Origin of the sequence: uncultured Nostoc sp. (assembly GCF_964245575.1) — a bacterium.
GTDB lineage: Bacteria > Cyanobacteriota > Cyanobacteriia > Cyanobacteriales > Nostocaceae > Nostoc.
The window spans coordinates 17,370-32,003 of sequence record NZ_CAXTNP010000060.1 but is presented as its reverse complement, the minus strand read 5'-3'; the positions used below and the strand labels follow the sequence as shown (position 1 = coordinate 32,003).

The 14,634-nt window shown below is 42.7% G+C and carries 19 protein-coding genes; 11 read left to right on the top strand and 8 right to left on the bottom strand.

The annotated features are described in order from the left end of the window. Positions 1–83: 83 nt before the first annotated feature. The 8 genes from ACFFAP_RS12190 to ACFFAP_RS12155 all read right to left on the bottom strand — a co-directional run bounded on the left by ACFFAP_RS12190 (position 84) and on the right by ACFFAP_RS12155 (position 5,898). Positions 84–524 (bottom strand): hypothetical protein, encoded by a 441-nt coding sequence (locus ACFFAP_RS12190; protein WP_375511462.1) that lies wholly within the window; start codon positions 522–524, stop codon positions 84–86. 591 nt (positions 525–1,115) lie between these two features. Further along, on the bottom strand, positions 1,116–1,955 hold the full coding sequence (locus ACFFAP_RS12185) for a hypothetical protein (protein WP_375511461.1): 840 nt from the start codon (positions 1,953–1,955) through the stop codon (positions 1,116–1,118). A gap of 109 nt (positions 1,956–2,064) precedes the next feature. Next, positions 2,065–2,664 carry an alpha-ketoglutarate-dependent dioxygenase AlkB gene (locus ACFFAP_RS12180; RefSeq protein ID WP_375511460.1) on the bottom strand — a complete coding sequence of 200 codons (600 nt, stop codon included), beginning with the start codon at positions 2,662–2,664 and terminating at the stop codon, positions 2,065–2,067. A 9-nt stretch (positions 2,665–2,673) separates the two neighbouring features. Further along, entirely contained in the window at positions 2,674–3,354 is a 681-nt protein-coding gene (locus tag ACFFAP_RS12175) for a hypothetical protein (RefSeq protein WP_375511459.1), read from the bottom strand. Further along, positions 3,351–3,812 (bottom strand): hypothetical protein, encoded by a 462-nt coding sequence (locus ACFFAP_RS12170; RefSeq protein ID WP_375511458.1) that lies wholly within the window; start codon positions 3,810–3,812, stop codon positions 3,351–3,353. The genes ACFFAP_RS12175 and ACFFAP_RS12170 overlap by 4 nt, the downstream gene beginning before the upstream one ends. Positions 3,813–3,937: 125 nt before the next feature. Beyond that, complete coding sequence (locus ACFFAP_RS12165) at positions 3,938–4,249, bottom strand: hypothetical protein (RefSeq protein ID WP_152592651.1); 312 nt, start codon at positions 4,247–4,249, stop codon at positions 3,938–3,940. A 198-nt stretch (positions 4,250–4,447) separates the two neighbouring features. Further along, entirely contained in the window at positions 4,448–5,383 is a 936-nt protein-coding gene (locus tag ACFFAP_RS12160) for a hypothetical protein (RefSeq protein WP_375511457.1), read from the bottom strand. 293 nt (positions 5,384–5,676) lie between these two features. Beyond that, positions 5,677–5,898 carry a hypothetical protein gene (locus tag ACFFAP_RS12155; protein ID WP_196528221.1) on the bottom strand — a complete coding sequence of 74 codons (222 nt, stop codon included), beginning with the start codon at positions 5,896–5,898 and terminating at the stop codon, positions 5,677–5,679. Between the two features lie 603 nt (positions 5,899–6,501). On the opposite strand from ACFFAP_RS12155, the gene ACFFAP_RS12150 reads away from it, so the two are divergent. The 11 genes from ACFFAP_RS12150 to ACFFAP_RS12100 all read left to right on the top strand — a co-directional run bounded on the left by ACFFAP_RS12150 (position 6,502) and on the right by ACFFAP_RS12100 (position 14,559). Further along, positions 6,502–7,299: a hypothetical protein gene (locus ACFFAP_RS12150; RefSeq protein WP_375511456.1), complete on the top strand. Its 798-nt coding sequence runs from the start codon at positions 6,502–6,504 to the stop codon at positions 7,297–7,299. Positions 7,300–7,421: 122 nt separating this feature from the next. After that, entirely contained in the window at positions 7,422–8,399 is a 978-nt protein-coding gene (locus ACFFAP_RS12145) for a DUF5895 domain-containing protein (protein WP_375511455.1), read from the top strand. Positions 8,400–8,622: 223 nt separating this feature from the next. Next, positions 8,623–8,895, top strand: coding sequence for a hypothetical protein (locus ACFFAP_RS12140; protein WP_375511454.1), 273 nt, complete (start codon positions 8,623–8,625; stop codon positions 8,893–8,895). Between the two features lie 44 nt (positions 8,896–8,939). Further along, on the top strand, positions 8,940–9,356 hold the full coding sequence (locus ACFFAP_RS12135; protein WP_375511453.1) for a hypothetical protein: 417 nt from the start codon (positions 8,940–8,942) through the stop codon (positions 9,354–9,356). An 88-nt stretch (positions 9,357–9,444) separates the two neighbouring features. Next, positions 9,445–9,738: a hypothetical protein gene (locus tag ACFFAP_RS12130; RefSeq protein WP_375511452.1), complete on the top strand. Its 294-nt coding sequence runs from the start codon at positions 9,445–9,447 to the stop codon at positions 9,736–9,738. 238 nt (positions 9,739–9,976) lie between these two features. Further along, positions 9,977–11,050, top strand: a complete 1,074-nt coding sequence (locus ACFFAP_RS12125) for a hypothetical protein (protein WP_375511451.1) — start codon at positions 9,977–9,979, stop codon at positions 11,048–11,050. Between the two features lie 129 nt (positions 11,051–11,179). Further along, a complete protein-coding gene (locus ACFFAP_RS12120) occupies positions 11,180–11,629 on the top strand; it encodes a DUF1257 domain-containing protein (protein WP_375511450.1) in 450 nt (149 codons plus the stop codon). 2 nt (positions 11,630–11,631) lie between these two features. Beyond that, positions 11,632–11,835: a DUF2997 domain-containing protein gene (locus tag ACFFAP_RS12115; RefSeq protein ID WP_375511449.1), complete on the top strand. Its 204-nt coding sequence runs from the start codon at positions 11,632–11,634 to the stop codon at positions 11,833–11,835. Positions 11,836–11,876: 41 nt separating this feature from the next. Further along, complete coding sequence (locus tag ACFFAP_RS12110; RefSeq protein ID WP_375511448.1) at positions 11,877–12,131, top strand: hypothetical protein; 255 nt, start codon at positions 11,877–11,879, stop codon at positions 12,129–12,131. A 13-nt stretch (positions 12,132–12,144) separates the two neighbouring features. Then, a complete protein-coding gene (locus ACFFAP_RS12105) occupies positions 12,145–12,615 on the top strand; it encodes a hypothetical protein (protein ID WP_375511447.1) in 471 nt (156 codons plus the stop codon). Positions 12,616–12,936: 321 nt separating this feature from the next. Further along, positions 12,937–14,559 carry an AAA family ATPase gene (locus tag ACFFAP_RS12100; RefSeq protein WP_375511446.1) on the top strand — a complete coding sequence of 541 codons (1,623 nt, stop codon included), beginning with the start codon at positions 12,937–12,939 and terminating at the stop codon, positions 14,557–14,559. The last annotated feature ends 75 nt before the right edge of the window (positions 14,560–14,634 follow it).

Sequence of the window (14,634 nt, the reverse complement as noted above, 5' to 3'; positions counted from 1 at the left end):
TTAGCACTTTCAGCCTACCTGTTTTGCCCCCTTTCTTATCCCGAACTCACGTTAACAAGAAATTTCTTGTTTGAAGTGATGGTTCATCCCGCAGCTGCACAAGTTTCAATTCTGAATCCTGATTCCTGGCTCCTGGCTCCTGTCTTACTAAATCTCCGCGCTTGTCTAATTTCTGGTAGTACTGCCCTCAACTCATTAGGGGCAGCATGAGCCGTTTGTATGGCCTTTTGTTGGGCAAGGCGTTGAATTTCGGCACTATGAGCTTGGTTATAGCGCTGCATCAGGTTCGTCCATCCCCCTTTGGTTTTTTCCCAAGTGTTCATGACTGCGATCGCATGATCTACTTCCTGTCGTGCGGAGCGTTTCGATTTAGTGGCTAATTCTTGTGCCAGGAAGTCCACGACTATGGGGTTGAAGTTCTGGTACAAGTTATTCAGCTTTCGCTCTCCATTGCGCCAAGGTAAAACCCAGCAATTCCACTTGATTGTTTCTCTGACAAGCAGTGGTAGAGAATCATCACTCATAGCAGTCGGGTCTGTTAGCCAAGCATCAATCAGTTCTTTTACGTTCCGGGCTGTCTTGTAGGGACAGGTTAGTTGCGGCTTATTCGCTTGTTCGTGTTTCTCGAACGACCCCCCCGCAATAGTTGATCCTCTTGAGGGATTATCGGTTTGTTGTCGGTTCGTAGATAAGATGAAATTTGAACAACGGAGTTACAGGAGTTCCAGGCGACGGAATTCGCACATAAAGTGAAATCGATTGTGGGGCAAGGGTTTGAGAAAGCTAGCGAATTGGCACATAAAGTGAAATTTTGCATCTACTCACAGAAATTCACTATATTTTGTTAAATACTGATTATGATTTATACTTAAAATCCCGAATTTTCCATAGTCAAGCTGCTTGGCTACCTATGACACGAGGCGATCGCCTGGGCGTGGGGCGTAAGCCTATCGCACTTCAAAAGTACGCTTTTAAAAGCATTCGGGCTGTCGTTAAATCAAAGTCGGAAAATTTCAATTTATGTGCGAATTGAATATTTGGCTCAAACCCAGACTCCACAATGAATTTCACTTTATGCGCGAATATCGGTACCTGGAACCCTTATAAATTCGTTGTCAGAATTTCATCTTATCTGCGAACCCACATTGTTGCTTATACTCGGATTTTTTTAACAACGAAGTGGGTTGTTGTGGGGTTGGTTCTTCTGGGGTTGGTTTTTCTAAGCTTGGTTTTTCAAGTTCAATTTCTTTCGTTGTTAAATCAAGTTCTTCTTTTTCACACACACACTCGCTTGTGGGGGGCGCGGGTGGCGAAGCCAGGGGCGCATTGTGTGTAATCTCTGAAGTAATCTTTGAAGTATTCTTTGTATATATAGATAGATTGTCCGAAGAAGGCATTACAGTATGTCCAAGGAAGGCATTATAGCCTGTACTATCGGGGCATTCTGTACTGGATGATTGGGGCAATATATATTGCTCTATTTGGTCATTACATATTGCACTATTGGTGCTGTCTATATTGTCCGAATTGGGCATTATGCTGGGTTTTTGATCAGCGTCATCCTGAGATTTTTTTGCTCTGCGAGTCCAAGATGAAGTAATTTTCGCAATTGGTAGCTCAAGATTGTGCATAAAAGCTGACCAACGTTGATTTAAAGTATCTTTATCCAACCAAAACTCTAAGCGTCTAGGACATCCGGTATATTTTTCTTGGAGTAATCCTCTGGCTTTAAGAAATTTTCGAGCTGTTTCTTGTTGTTTTCGAGTCAGTCCAGTTTCTTTCTCAATCTCGGCTTGAGTTTTATAAATCCAACCTTCAGGATTTTTTTGTTTACCCAGCCAGTAATACATTTGGCATAAAAACAAATTTGGTAAAACGCCACCCGTGACTTCAACTAGTTTTGGGTAATAAGCAACAGAATTACCAAGGTCTATTAAACAATCGGTTAACTTCATGAGATCCCCCTACTGATGTTTTGGGATGTAATACATTCAAGACTTTTTCAATCTGACTAATAAAATTCGATATTTGGAAGATACGATAATGTTTTACAGACAGAACGAATTACCTTTTTCCCCCAACGTGCGGTCGAAAAGTTAGATTAATCCGTGTGCTAACGACCTTATTGGTCTTCGGGACTTGATGCAGATGAGTACTCTGACAACCTGGAAGCATCACCAAAAGACTCCCATGCTCCAGCCAAAAGTCAGTCGGCTTACCCCCGATGGGCTTGATTTGGAATTTCCTCACCGAACCCAGGCTGATGGATGCGATGGCTGGGTTAAATCCCATCGAAGCTTCACTGTCGTTGTGCCAGCCGATACTGTCTTGTCCACTTCTATACTGATTGCCGATGACAATGCGGAAGCTGTAGCCAGTAGCCGCAGTAATCCTATCTCGCAGTTGGGCCAGCGATGAAGTCCAAGGTAATGGTTTGAGCAGTACACTCTTGGAGTAGAGGTAATCACACCCTTCGTCACCATAAATGCACTCCAGACGCGGAACGGGCATAGTTTTACCCAACATCCTGATTTGGTTTTGCTGCCATTGCAGTTCTTGGCAATGTTGGTAAAGTTCGTTTGCTTCTTGCTTTGTGAGAAAGTCTGGATAATAACTGACAGGTAAAACTATAGTTGGTTCATCAAACAGTGTCATCTGTTTCATACATACTCCTTAAGCGGCGATCGCCTGTACAATTTCTTCTGCCCGTTCCTGTGAAATAGCCTGTTCTGGATTTTTGTAAAACCCAATAATTTCTGACTTAGGACGCACGATAATGCGTTGTGTGGTTGCGCGTTTGTCCCAGACAAAGCACGAGATGGTAACGTTATCGGTAGCCCAACGAGTACCCAGTTTGTCTTTCCGAAAGCAGAAGCGCGGCATGATGATTACAAGTGACGGCGGGTGCTGCTGTAAGAAATCCGCCCGATCATCACAGGGTTCGAGAAAGCTGGTAAGTAAAAAAGCGGCGACACCCACACGCGCTTTCTGGTAAGCATTTTTGATGATTGGTGCAGCAAATTCCGCGTATGGTGGGTTAGTGCAGATCCAGTCACAATCGGGAAATTTTTCCCATGACTCCGATAGTGTTGCATCGTAGTGAAAATGTGCCTGCTTGTTCGGATCTATGTCGTTAGTCCAGATATGTTCTGTATGAGGCCACACATTCAACAAAGAAGCGATCGCTCCATGCCCCACACAAGGCTCACCAATGACACCAGACAATCTGACATGACGCAATAACTCAGTAGTGAACCACGATGGAGACTCGTAAAAGTTCAGTGGATGCCTACCAACAGTTTCTATAGATGCATTTGTATCTGGTTGTAATGTCAGGAGTTGTACAACAGTCATACTTCATCCTCACTAAATTCGATGTGGCTTAAAGTCTGAAGTTCAACAGCTAATCCACTTAAGAAGTTTTGGAGTTCAACTGTTGCCAATTCTTTGGATATCTCCTTTTCTGATATGTAAATAAGTTGCTTCTGATGCCCAAAGTAAACTTCTGTACGAGTTAAGTTCTGCTCTATGTCAGTTAACAGAGTCAAAGTAAATCTTCCAAGTTTACAAAAGTAATAGGAACGCTTTGAACTCCAAGGCTTTCCAGGTTGCCAACTGATTTGGAGCTTTTTACCAATGTGAACGCTGATAGATTCAAAATCAACGTGGAAAATGTTCAGTAAGGCAAGCATTTCGCCACTGTTGTAATGATCTACAACATGCTGTCTAATGCCTAATTCTGCTAAACCATCGGGAATATCAATGTGAGCTTCAGATGAGATTTTTTCAACTACTGTGACTATGGCTTTCATATTTTTTATCTCCAAGGCGTAAAATTATTCCATTGAAACCAGCTTGAGCCAGAATCGGAGTATGCAGTGGTGAGGAGCAATCCCTAATTACAGGTGAATTGCGATTGTTCGCTTGATTATTTTTGTTAAAGTTCAGCTTGGAGTAAAACGCCTTTTGGGGTAAGCACCCAGTAAGTACTGTTGCCATCGTCAATTTCTTCGACAAATTCCCAGTCCTGAAGTTCATCTAAAACATCGCTCAGAAACTCATCAACACCGTCGCCACAAAAGCTCCCATTTTCTGCAATCATGTCTAAAGTTCCCCTCATTTCCGGGTCAGCTTGAGCTAATTCTTTAGAAGTCAGAATTTGAATGATGTCTACATAAGCAGTGCTAATTATGCACTCTTTACCATCAGTGGCTGTGACTTTTGCTTGTAAATCAAAGGGAATGATCATAAAATTTTCAGTGCTAATTCTCTACATGGGTATTATTTAATTAGCCAACAGTCAGAAGATTTATACCAATTTTGTATGAAGTTGCATAGAATTAGAAAGCTAAAACCTTTGCTTGGCAATCCTTTCACCCTTATCCTGTTTCATGCAGCTTTACAATAATTTGGTATTAGGGAACTGATAACTGAAGACTGATGGCTACTAAACTGATACTTTTTCCTTCTTGCTAACGAAAGCTCCCGCCTGCCTTAGCGCTGCACCAGGACTGGGATGAGCGAAGAACTCTTCTATAGCTTTGGTTAAGCCTGCCGCAACAGTCGGCTCATGACAAGCGTAGACATAGATGGGCTGTTGCACACCGTTAACCAATCGTGTCTCTTGGCGATCGCCCAATTGTGGGTAGAATGTTCTTACCCATGTGCCCAAGTGTCCCCGATAGTGGGAGCCGCTCAGGGGGACTTTTTTACCGAGTTCGCTTTCTGCAAAGTTGACCACGCCAAGCCACTTTTCTTGTGTGCCGGTTAAGGACTGTCTGTTGTAGTCAGCTATCAGATTGGCGGCAAAGTCTTTGCAATTCTGTTCCATGTAAGGGTTGAGTCTGCCACCGGTGAGTTCGGCTAAAGTCTTCATTGCTTTGACAAAAGTATCTAGCCGTTGCTCAACTGGAGGGAGGGCTGGTATATGATTTTGGTTTTGAGATGCAATTGTGTTGGGTATCGCTGCAACGATTTCAATAAGTATCGTTCGGATCTGTGCGGCCACCTCCGATTGTTGTAGTAACATCGCAATCCTGAGAGCGCCTAAAGGACTAAAAACTCTCGCTTTTGGTGTTCTGGGACTTAGACAGAATGTCTGTCTAACATCCCTAAGTACTTGTCCTGCAAGGGTTTCAGTTTCTTGGAGGTTAAATTCTTCTTGATTGCTTCTGTACAATTCTTTAATCGCTGATTCACTCACCTCGAAGTATTCTGCAATCTGTGCAGTGGTCGCCCAACCACTACCATTCCAGACAGCGAAAATTATTGCTTTAGCCTTGGAGAGAATAGATAAAGCTTTGTCGCTCTCAAAATTTGTTAAAGCTGAAGTCCTCAGTGTTCTTGACTCCAGCAACACGGACTGATTTAAAGGTAGATTCATGTTGGCTCCTTGAAGAGACAGAGGAAATGATTTTTTTATTAACTGGCTTGAGTTATCCAAGGGAATCGGCTCGGTGAGGGGCTTCAAAAAAGATAAATTCTTTCTCTGACCAATCCAAATGAAGAGTAAAACGAGCGCCTGTTAGCTCCCAATTGAAAAATTCTGTTTAATAGCCATTATTTACAACACGTTTTTACTTAAATATACCTAACATTGTGTACTTTTAGGTAAAATTAAATACGTTATAAATGTAATTTACATTGGTTTGAGATAGTTTTTCCTCACCCAATGGCTCAAATTTCATCAGAATTTATACCCTTAGTTGTGTCCCCTCCTCTGGTTTCGCCAATTAATTGAGCGTCTGGAGGAATAAAGCCTCGCTCTTTACCTAGCCGAAAAAAATGAGTTTCGATGTATCTATTCACACTAGTATTTTCTTCCCTAGCTAATTTAGCCAAAGTTTCTACCACTAACTCATCAATTCGGAAGGAAACAGGCTTTCTTTTTCTGGACATAAACAGCAGCAAGACTTGCATTGACACCTCCTTATATTACATTTGCTGTGCTTTTCATTGCGTTATACAGTTAAAGGTAATGCAAAAATATAGCATATTGCAATGCTTTTGCTATACAGGTATCTTATGCTGAATAGCAAGAACGTAGAATAAATCTGATAGCAAAAATATTGCAAAAGCAATGCAATTGGTTTATATTTATTTCAAGGGCAAAGGAAAGCGAACCGCCTGCACCCAAACGCAAAAAGGGTTCGCAAGTCTAACCAGTTACAGATTTGCTCAACATAAAACATAGATTTGAGAAACGAGAACCTCCCGTCGTATAGCACAAGGTACGCCAGGTAAAGTCGGCTGGGGGAGATACTCAAAATCACTCAATAAATTCACTCATGCTGCAATTAGAGCAACCGCTCAATACCTTGTCTAGAGCCTTGTGCTGTGAATTCTTGCTAGAAAATAACTGAAATTCAGAAATATGAGGCTACGCCGAATCTTTTTGAGAGCGTTGCCGTAAACCACAACGTTGTTCACACAAAACAAAAGGCGATCGCTCACCGTGGAAAGTCTGCGATCGCCTTTTTACCCATTTAAGAGGTATTTCTAATGATTACACAAACTCCAGCCCCTGCGCCAACAAAAGATCCGTTAACCACACGCGATCGCCAAATCATCGCAACCATCGTCAATCAGTCCGACTACTCCAAAAATTGCCAGCCCGAAGATGTGGTGACTATCTGGATCAACAGTGATGATATCGTTTGGGTGAAAATGACCCACGGTTATGCTCGATATCACAAAGAGCCATTCAAACGCGCTGTTGCAGAGGTAAAAGCGAGTTTTTCTGCTCCAGTAGAGCGCAATCACAAGGAAGAAAAGGAATTAAAACAAGCTTCTGAGAAAATAGGCTTGTTAGGTGATTGTGACTGGCTATCGTTGAGCGTCCAATACTATCCTGATAAAGTAATCGGTCACGCTGGTTGTTATATCTCTCACAAGGCTCGAATATTAACCCCACCATCTGAATGGGACTTCACCTTGCCGAAGTGGAATATGCCTGCTGCCATCTGTCCAGACTGCGAAGGTCATGGGTGCGGTAACTGTGGGTATCGTGGTACTCGTGCAGAAGATTTGTGCGAACCAGTAGACAACTATCGACTGACCTATGTAGGACGCACTGACCTTCAGACGGCTCACAACATATATCTAGATGGTGAATTCTTGGGAATTGTCTTCAAGGTCAGAAACGTTGATGAAGTCTGGGAAAACGACCCTAAGACTTACTATTGGCGCTGTGGCGATGGAGTACGGTACTGGAGCGTCAGGGAGGCTGTAGAGGCGCTGTCCAGAGGAACTGCTCCGATTGAACTGCCGCAAGTTCGTCAGGAGTTGGTAGCGGCGTAAATAGAATGGTGGAAGAAAATTCTCTTCCACCACTGTTTTAAAAACAGTGCCATTCGCCACTCAGAATTAAAGCTTCGCTTATTCTTTGCGAAAACTAACATTAAAGAAAGGCAGCAGCTACTATGACAGCTTTTGACTTTGATTCTGCTCAACACAAGGCATACGAAAAAACCCCAGCAGCAAAGAGTATTCCTTCACCCGCAGGCATTTGGATTGCTTACGAAAATCAACAATTAGCAGGATGGTACGAAAATAAAGAACTAGTTGGTGGGAAAGAGTATAAAGTTCTTACTAATAAGTTGGACGAAAACGATGAAAAGATAGGTATTCCTGGCGCTCTCTATAGACAACCACGAATACTTGTGATTGGGCGATCGCCTCTGCTATACGGAAACGATAGAAAGGTGATTGGAGTTTGGCGTAGCAGTGATGGTTTAGACAAAAACGCCTACAAATTCGGTAGGCGGTATATGGTGATTTTCGTCGATGCCCAAAATCAACCTCTTCATATCGCACCAGTACAAATAACTGCTTGGGGAGTGTTTCAAGTGTCGTTTGATCAACAACTAATGGCATTCCGTGAAACCTGCGAACAAGCTTATGCAAGTTTTCACGGTAAACATCACCAACCAAAGAATTTACTTTGGCATTCGATGTGGGTATTTTGTCCCATATTGAAAACAGAGAAACGTGAGAAAGGGGGGCAAACTTCCAACGCCTGTGTATGTAGCGGATACGAAAAGCCCACTGCGCCCGACTGGGAGAGTTATTGTATTGGCAAGAAACCAATAGCTCAAGAAATTGCTCTTGTGCATAATTCCATCTGCGATTGGTGGAAAAAAGGATTGCCTAACAATAACTTACCAAAGCATACGTTTCATGCACTAGATCGCAATCAATTGATGATGGAGTCACAACGATTGATTGAAGCTTTAGGTTGGAAGGAGGAAAAGGGCAAACAGTTTCTCATAGAGAACTATGGCAAAAAAGGAAGGCAGTTACTAACTAACGAAGAATTTGCTAACTTCGTCAAAAAATTGCAGTCTATGCAAGCAAATTATGACGATGAAGTTGGTTACTGGGAGGATGTGCCTTCTTAATAACTAAATACTTCTTGCGGTGATTACAGCAATTGTGTTCGCCTTTATGCTTCCCTATTTACCTTCAAGTAGGGAAGCATATTTGATCAGTTCTCAAATCTTGTCTACAGCTAACAAAGAAAAGGAAAGGGAAAAAGTTTTTCTTGTGAGAGTGACTTAATAATTCTTGAATCCCTTTCTTCCTCTTTTGATTGGGCTGTATTTCAATCATTTAAAATACCCCATGACTATTACAATCGTTCAGCCCAGTATCGAAAACTTACAGCAGTTTTCTGACTCGTTTGACATTGAGAAACTATTGCAATCTGAAGGAGTTCTGCCGTGGCTTTTAGCAAATGGCTGGAACTACGGTGATGAATCTTGTTTGATTGCAAACATTATCGATGAGTCTACCAGTATTGATGAAGTTTGGGACTCTGAAGAGTTTGATTTCAAGGCTCTGCCTGATGAATTAAAGGAAAAACTCAATCAAATCTTTGAGCATTTCTATTTGTAATCTTCTGCCACTCTCAAAAGCTAATTAACCAAAAAGTAACAAAAATGCAACCAACAATTACTCTCCCTCGTGGCTACGGAATTCCCAAGTTTTATATTGGACAACGCACTCAACAAGGTAAAATCATTGGTATTGAAGTATTACCACATGATAGTTTGCTAGCCGAAAATTGCGGTCATGGCTACCGCTACCTTGTGATGGTTTCTCGCTACACCGAAGAAGTTAAATATCTGGAATCAGATCAGATTAAGCCGCTCTCACCGTCAGAAGTAGAAGCTGAGATTTTAGAAGAGGTTGATTACTATTTAACTCAGCTTGTATTGCTGCAATCCGAGCTAAAGGTTGACCTAAAGATTCAGACTCCATTCGGTCAAGTTAACCCACCTATTTCAACAACTAAACGTACAGATAGTAGCGGATCTAGGTTGTCTAAACCGAAAAAAGAAAAAGTTGCTGCTTGACGGAATAAAAATCAGCTTATCCGTGAAAAACTCTACAGTCAGACTAATTAAATCTGACTGTAGAAGAAAATCGATTCCACAACAAATTATGGCACACTTCACTGCTACTAAGATGGAAACAAATTTGATCAAAGTGTATGACGCGACACTGTTAAGCTCATCAAAAGTTTACCAAATTAATGGTACACATTGCCGATACTTGGGCGATGCAGGTACTATCCAACATCCACAGTATCTATTTGTACCTCTGCCAAATCAAAGAAAAAAAGCCAGCTTTCGACTAAATCGAAACAAACTTATGACTCGGTGTTATGAAGTCGAAGGTATGGTCTATGAGAAGCCTGCGGTACAGGATAATTCGCAACAACTTCAGCTATTTTAAGCCATGTCCATACATAAACCACCAGTCATTAAAAGACCTGTTCGACTACAAAAAAGCTCTAAAAAAGTAATCTATAGAGCTACTACAGACATTCAGAAATTGAGAAATAGCCACAAAGTAGAGATTGCAACTATTAAAGAACAGCCTTGTATGGTTCGAGAAACAAGAACTTATTAGGTTACAGGCTGAGGAAGCTTCGCTTAATCGAAAGTGAAAATAATGATTGAGGTAAATAATCATGGTACAAGTAATCGACAACACTATCGCTGCAAATTTTCTAACTGATGCAGTAGTCGAGCGCCACAATTTCTCGCAATTAAATAAAACTCGCATTCGCTTTCGCATTCAGCTAAAGAAAAGTACAAAATCTGCGGCTCCTAAATGGGCAGATGTGCTAAAAGCTGAAGTTTCTGAAATAGAATCAGACCTCGTGAAAGTCACAAATTCCGAAGTCGGTTTGCGAGGTATTAAGGTATTTAAAAAGCTTGATGAGGCTGCTGCCCAGTTGCGTCAAGAGATTGCTTCAGTTCAAGAATGGATGTCTGCTGATACTGGTGATTGGGTCTGTCCGATTGATTTGGCTCCACTTGTTTGGAATCAGTTAATCAATATCAGAGATAATATCGCCCCAGGACTGCGTAATCAATTAAAAGCTGATTACGAAGCGGGACTTGTAGATTACCAGAAACGAATTGACCAGTTCCTCTCACTTAACACTTGGGAATTACCCCACGATAAGCAAGAATCTGTAAAAGCCAATTTGTTAAGAGCATTTCCGACTCTGATTGACCTTGAAGACTATTTGCAGGTCGTTATTGGTCGTCCGGTAATTATCCCTGCCCTCTCTGAACAACTCAATCAGCAGCAAGCCGAATGCCTTGACCAGATTACCAAGTTCATACAACAGTACGACCAAAATCTGGAGCAAAGGCTACGGGAATCAGCGATCGCTGGCGGTGAACAACTCGCCGCGCAGTTGCTTGAAGAGTTGGCTGATTGGGAGCCAGGACGCAAGCCAATCCAGTTTAAAAAGAAGATGCAACGCCATCTGATGAAGGTTCAGGTTTTGCTAGCGAATGCTGACCCGGAGGCTGGCAGCAGCTTGGAGGCGATGATGGCGCACTTGGACTCTATCGTTAACGATCCAGCGATTGAGTCGAAGAATCTTGGTTCAGATACGCGCAGTCAATTGCAGCAAAAAATAGATTCTATCCGCACCAAGTTGTTAGATGAACAACGCAATCTACAATCACTTGCGACTGACGACGTGGGCTTATCGAAGGCTACCGTGATGTCGTTTAAGTTCCGGTAAAAAACAGTCTTGGGCGAGTGTGCATTCGCTCTCTTACTTGATCGATGTATTAAAAGTGCAATATTCGCGTTTCAAAAGGATATCGCACTTTTACTATTTTTCAAACCAGATGACAAAGGGAATAACATTATGTCGCATTTCTCAACAGTCAAAACCAAATTAAGCAATCAAGAGTGTTTGGTGCAAGCTCTCACGGATCTAAACCTATCACCACAAGTTCACCAAACAGCACAATCACTAAAAGGATACTACGGTGGCTATCTTGGACAAAGTGCTGAAATTATTGTGTCTGGTCGCACCATAAAAGCCCGTGCAGATATCGGTTTCAAATGGAATCAGTCAAGTGGTGTGTACGATGTGATACACGACAGCTACGAGACAGTTCCGAAGTTGGGACAAGACTTTTTCAGTAATAAACTAATGCTGGCTTATGGTAAGCATTTGGTTCGTGTCAAAGCTGCTGAGTTACAAGAAAAATTTGGTGAATGTGCGATCGCTGAAGAAACCAACGGGAGCGTGCAAACTCTACGGCTGACTTTTGCCGGACATCAGGAAGTTCAACAGTACGTGAGGAGATAAATATGGAACGGTCAATACTGATTCATTTCGACAATGCTACAGGTGAAGTGAAAGTGGAAGCGGAGGGATTCGAGGGATTGAGTTGTTTATCAGCTACGCAACCATTTGAAGAAGCACTTGGAGTTGTGGGCGATCGCACTTATAAAGAAGAGTCAGCACCACAGCTTCGGACTACGAACAGTAGTCAAACACGCCTGCGTCAGTAATCAACACGGGGGAATCAACAAGTTCCCCCTCAAAAACAATCATGAACGAATTAGCTAAAGAATACCCATTTGTTCACGTTTACGCCCAGCAAAAACCAAGACAACCCGTGATCATCAAAGCGAATACTGAAGGGTTATGTGTGCTGCTGAATGCAATAGTAACAGCGATTGCCTACCCACAATGCAATGGTATGGCAGAGGTTTTTGACGGCGATGCCGAAGCTTATGAAGTGATTGTTCAAGTTGTGAATACGCATAAAGAATTAACTTCGTTACCATACCAGCAGGAAAAATAACTTGGTGAAAATCATGGATACTCCATTGAGCCTAGAACAAGCGTTGAAATCATTAGGTACGTTGCCAAATAATTTAAAAATCATCATGAAAATAGTCTTGGGAGAGCCACTACAAGAAGATGAACTTTGTGATGAAATTATCTTAGTGGCATCTTCTCAAGATTTGGCACTCGAAGATCCTTTGTTGTGGGCAAGAGCGTTTTTGTATGAGCAAGGCAGAGACATCAAAGAATTGTCTAGACTTGCAACAACTAGAAGCGATTTTAAGCGCTTTATTTCTCTAGAAGACCAAGCGCAAAAGGTTAAAGCTGATTTGGTTATTCCTAATTATGATGTTAGTCAAGAAGCGATAGAAACAGTTCTTGCACTTAAATCGAGCATCGAAAATTTTGAAAATTTGAAGAAGAATTCAGAAGTCAGAATTCAGGAGTCAGAATCAATCAGTGGGGGATTCAGACCCGCCACTGAATTGTTGCACCACTAAATCTTCTCTTTCAGAGACGCAAGCGCGAACGATTTAGTGGGGGTGCAAAAACGCCCTTGATTCATCCGCTAGTCGCACAAAATTCATTCTGAATTCTGGCTCCTGACTCCTGAATTCTGTTTTGATAAAAGTATAGCTTGAGCAGATTTTGTCATATTTAGTTGAGCAAAAGTGCCGGGAAAATCTGATAGAGATTTCCCCGGCACTTTTGTCAGTAATTAAATAAAAACTAATCATCTGATTAACAGCGATGCCGAATATGGCGTGAAGTAGGTTTGATAGACAATGAACACTTGAGTAACTTTACTTTTCTTAAAAATCATGAACCTAAATAACTTATTCGCTACACTCGATTCACAAATTCCGATCGCAGCGCTTGACGTGCTGTCTCCTGATGAAGCGACGATTATTGAGTGGCTGACTACTGAAGCTAAAGAAAAACTCAACAGTCCAGTTTTCTTTTGGAACCTGGGAGTATCCAGCCTGGAGCAATGCCTGATTGCACCGGATGGTGGGCTGGTGTTTAAGTCGGTGCCGGAGTACAAAAGACCTGCTCATACAGATCCGTTGCTGTTCGTATTCGACTATATCAATAACTTTGATGGCGTTGGCGTGTTTATTCTGGGGGACATACACCCATTTCTTGGCAAGAATTCCCCACAGATGAGTTGGGAAATCTTGACCAGAGTGAAAAACCTTTACCACCGACTCAAACCTACAGAAAAACGGATTGTGCTGCTGGGTCAAAACATCGAACTACACGATTCTTTGTTAAGGCTCATCCCCTACTGTGAAGTGCCACTACCGAACATTGGCCAAATTCAAGACCACTTCGAGTCATATCTGGTTTTTCTTGAAGAATCTGCTACTGAGCAGGATGTCACATTTCGAGTGTCCCTGAGTTATGAAGAAAAAGAAACCTTTGCACAGGCAGCGCTGGGACTGACGTTAGAGGAAGTCAGCGATTTCTTGCGACTGACCGTTAAAGAGCGTTTGAGCAACGCTGGCATTTTGATTGATGCCACAGTTACGCCTCTAATAGTCGAGTACAAAACTCGGCTGCTGGCTCAGATGGGAATTGAGTTAGGCAAACCTGCAACTATCCCCTTTGGCGGACTCGATTTACTGCGCGAATGGCTGATGAGGCGGCGGCGACTGTTCACTCAAGAGGCGCGTAAGCTGCATCTGCCGCAACCCAAAGGCGTATTGTTGGCTGGCCCGCCCGGAACAGGTAAGTCGATTTGCGCCAAAAACATTGCAACCATACTCAATTTACCACTACTCCAACTTGATATTGCGTCCCTCCTTGGTTCTCTGGTTGGTGAATCTGAAGGTAATGTTCGCCGTGCCTTGAAGACAGCCGAAGTGATTGCACCCTGCGTTTTATGGATAGACGAAATAGAGAAAGCCTTGTCTGGTAGCGGCGACACAAGTGGAGTTTCCCAGCGAATCCTGGGAAATCTGCTCACATTTATGAGTGAGTGTACGGCAGGTGTGTTTGTTGTAGCAACGTGTAACGATCCGTCTGCTCTACCTAGTGAATTGAAACGGAAAGGCAGATTTGATGAAAACTTTTTTGTTGACTTACCAACCGAACCGGAGCGATGTCAAATCCTGAAAATTCACCTGGAGCGTTTTGGCATTGTGGTCGAAGGCGAATATCTGGAAGCGATCGCTGCAAACACCGCGAAGTTTTCAGGAGCCGAACTGGAAACCCTAGCAGCAGAAGCGGCACTACTGGCGTTTGACGAAGGGCGACCGCAGCAAGTGACGCTGGGAGATTTAGAGAATTGCAGCCATTCCATTACCCCACTTGCCGTTACTGATGCTGCTGCTGTGGAGCGAATGCAAGCTTGGTCTAAGACTGCGAGGGCTGCCTCTAGTCCTGTCATCGGGGCGAAACAAGCGTCTTTGCGTACTGCCAAGTTTCGCAACATGAATTGATAAAGTCCGCGATTTCTCCTGTTGTGTTCAAGAGAAATCGCATTTCTCAAAAGAGACAATTGCTACGCCAAAAAG

Coding starts and splice junctions, on each gene's coding strand:
- ACFFAP_RS12190 (WP_375511462.1), bottom strand. CDS start 524: ATGAGTGATGATTCTCTACCACTGCTTGTCAGAGAAACAATCAAGTGG.
- ACFFAP_RS12185 (WP_375511461.1), bottom strand. CDS start 1,955: ATGAAGTTAACCGATTGTTTAATAGACCTTGGTAATTCTGTTGCTTAT.
- ACFFAP_RS12180 (WP_375511460.1), bottom strand. CDS start 2,664: ATGAAACAGATGACACTGTTTGATGAACCAACTATAGTTTTACCTGTC.
- ACFFAP_RS12175 (WP_375511459.1), bottom strand. CDS start 3,354: ATGACTGTTGTACAACTCCTGACATTACAACCAGATACAAATGCATCT.
- ACFFAP_RS12170 (WP_375511458.1), bottom strand. CDS start 3,812: ATGAAAGCCATAGTCACAGTAGTTGAAAAAATCTCATCTGAAGCTCAC.
- ACFFAP_RS12165 (WP_152592651.1), bottom strand. CDS start 4,249: ATGATCATTCCCTTTGATTTACAAGCAAAAGTCACAGCCACTGATGGT.
- ACFFAP_RS12160 (WP_375511457.1), bottom strand. CDS start 5,383: ATGAATCTACCTTTAAATCAGTCCGTGTTGCTGGAGTCAAGAACACTG.
- ACFFAP_RS12155 (WP_196528221.1), bottom strand. CDS start 5,898: ATGTCCAGAAAAAGAAAGCCTGTTTCCTTCCGAATTGATGAGTTAGTG.
- ACFFAP_RS12150 (WP_375511456.1), top strand. CDS start 6,502: ATGATTACACAAACTCCAGCCCCTGCGCCAACAAAAGATCCGTTAACC.
- ACFFAP_RS12145 (WP_375511455.1), top strand. CDS start 7,422: ATGACAGCTTTTGACTTTGATTCTGCTCAACACAAGGCATACGAAAAA.
- ACFFAP_RS12140 (WP_375511454.1), top strand. CDS start 8,623: ATGACTATTACAATCGTTCAGCCCAGTATCGAAAACTTACAGCAGTTT.
- ACFFAP_RS12135 (WP_375511453.1), top strand. CDS start 8,940: ATGCAACCAACAATTACTCTCCCTCGTGGCTACGGAATTCCCAAGTTT.
- ACFFAP_RS12130 (WP_375511452.1), top strand. CDS start 9,445: ATGGCACACTTCACTGCTACTAAGATGGAAACAAATTTGATCAAAGTG.
- ACFFAP_RS12125 (WP_375511451.1), top strand. CDS start 9,977: ATGGTACAAGTAATCGACAACACTATCGCTGCAAATTTTCTAACTGAT.
- ACFFAP_RS12120 (WP_375511450.1), top strand. CDS start 11,180: ATGTCGCATTTCTCAACAGTCAAAACCAAATTAAGCAATCAAGAGTGT.
- ACFFAP_RS12115 (WP_375511449.1), top strand. CDS start 11,632: ATGGAACGGTCAATACTGATTCATTTCGACAATGCTACAGGTGAAGTG.
- ACFFAP_RS12110 (WP_375511448.1), top strand. CDS start 11,877: ATGAACGAATTAGCTAAAGAATACCCATTTGTTCACGTTTACGCCCAG.
- ACFFAP_RS12105 (WP_375511447.1), top strand. CDS start 12,145: ATGGATACTCCATTGAGCCTAGAACAAGCGTTGAAATCATTAGGTACG.
- ACFFAP_RS12100 (WP_375511446.1), top strand. CDS start 12,937: ATGAACCTAAATAACTTATTCGCTACACTCGATTCACAAATTCCGATC.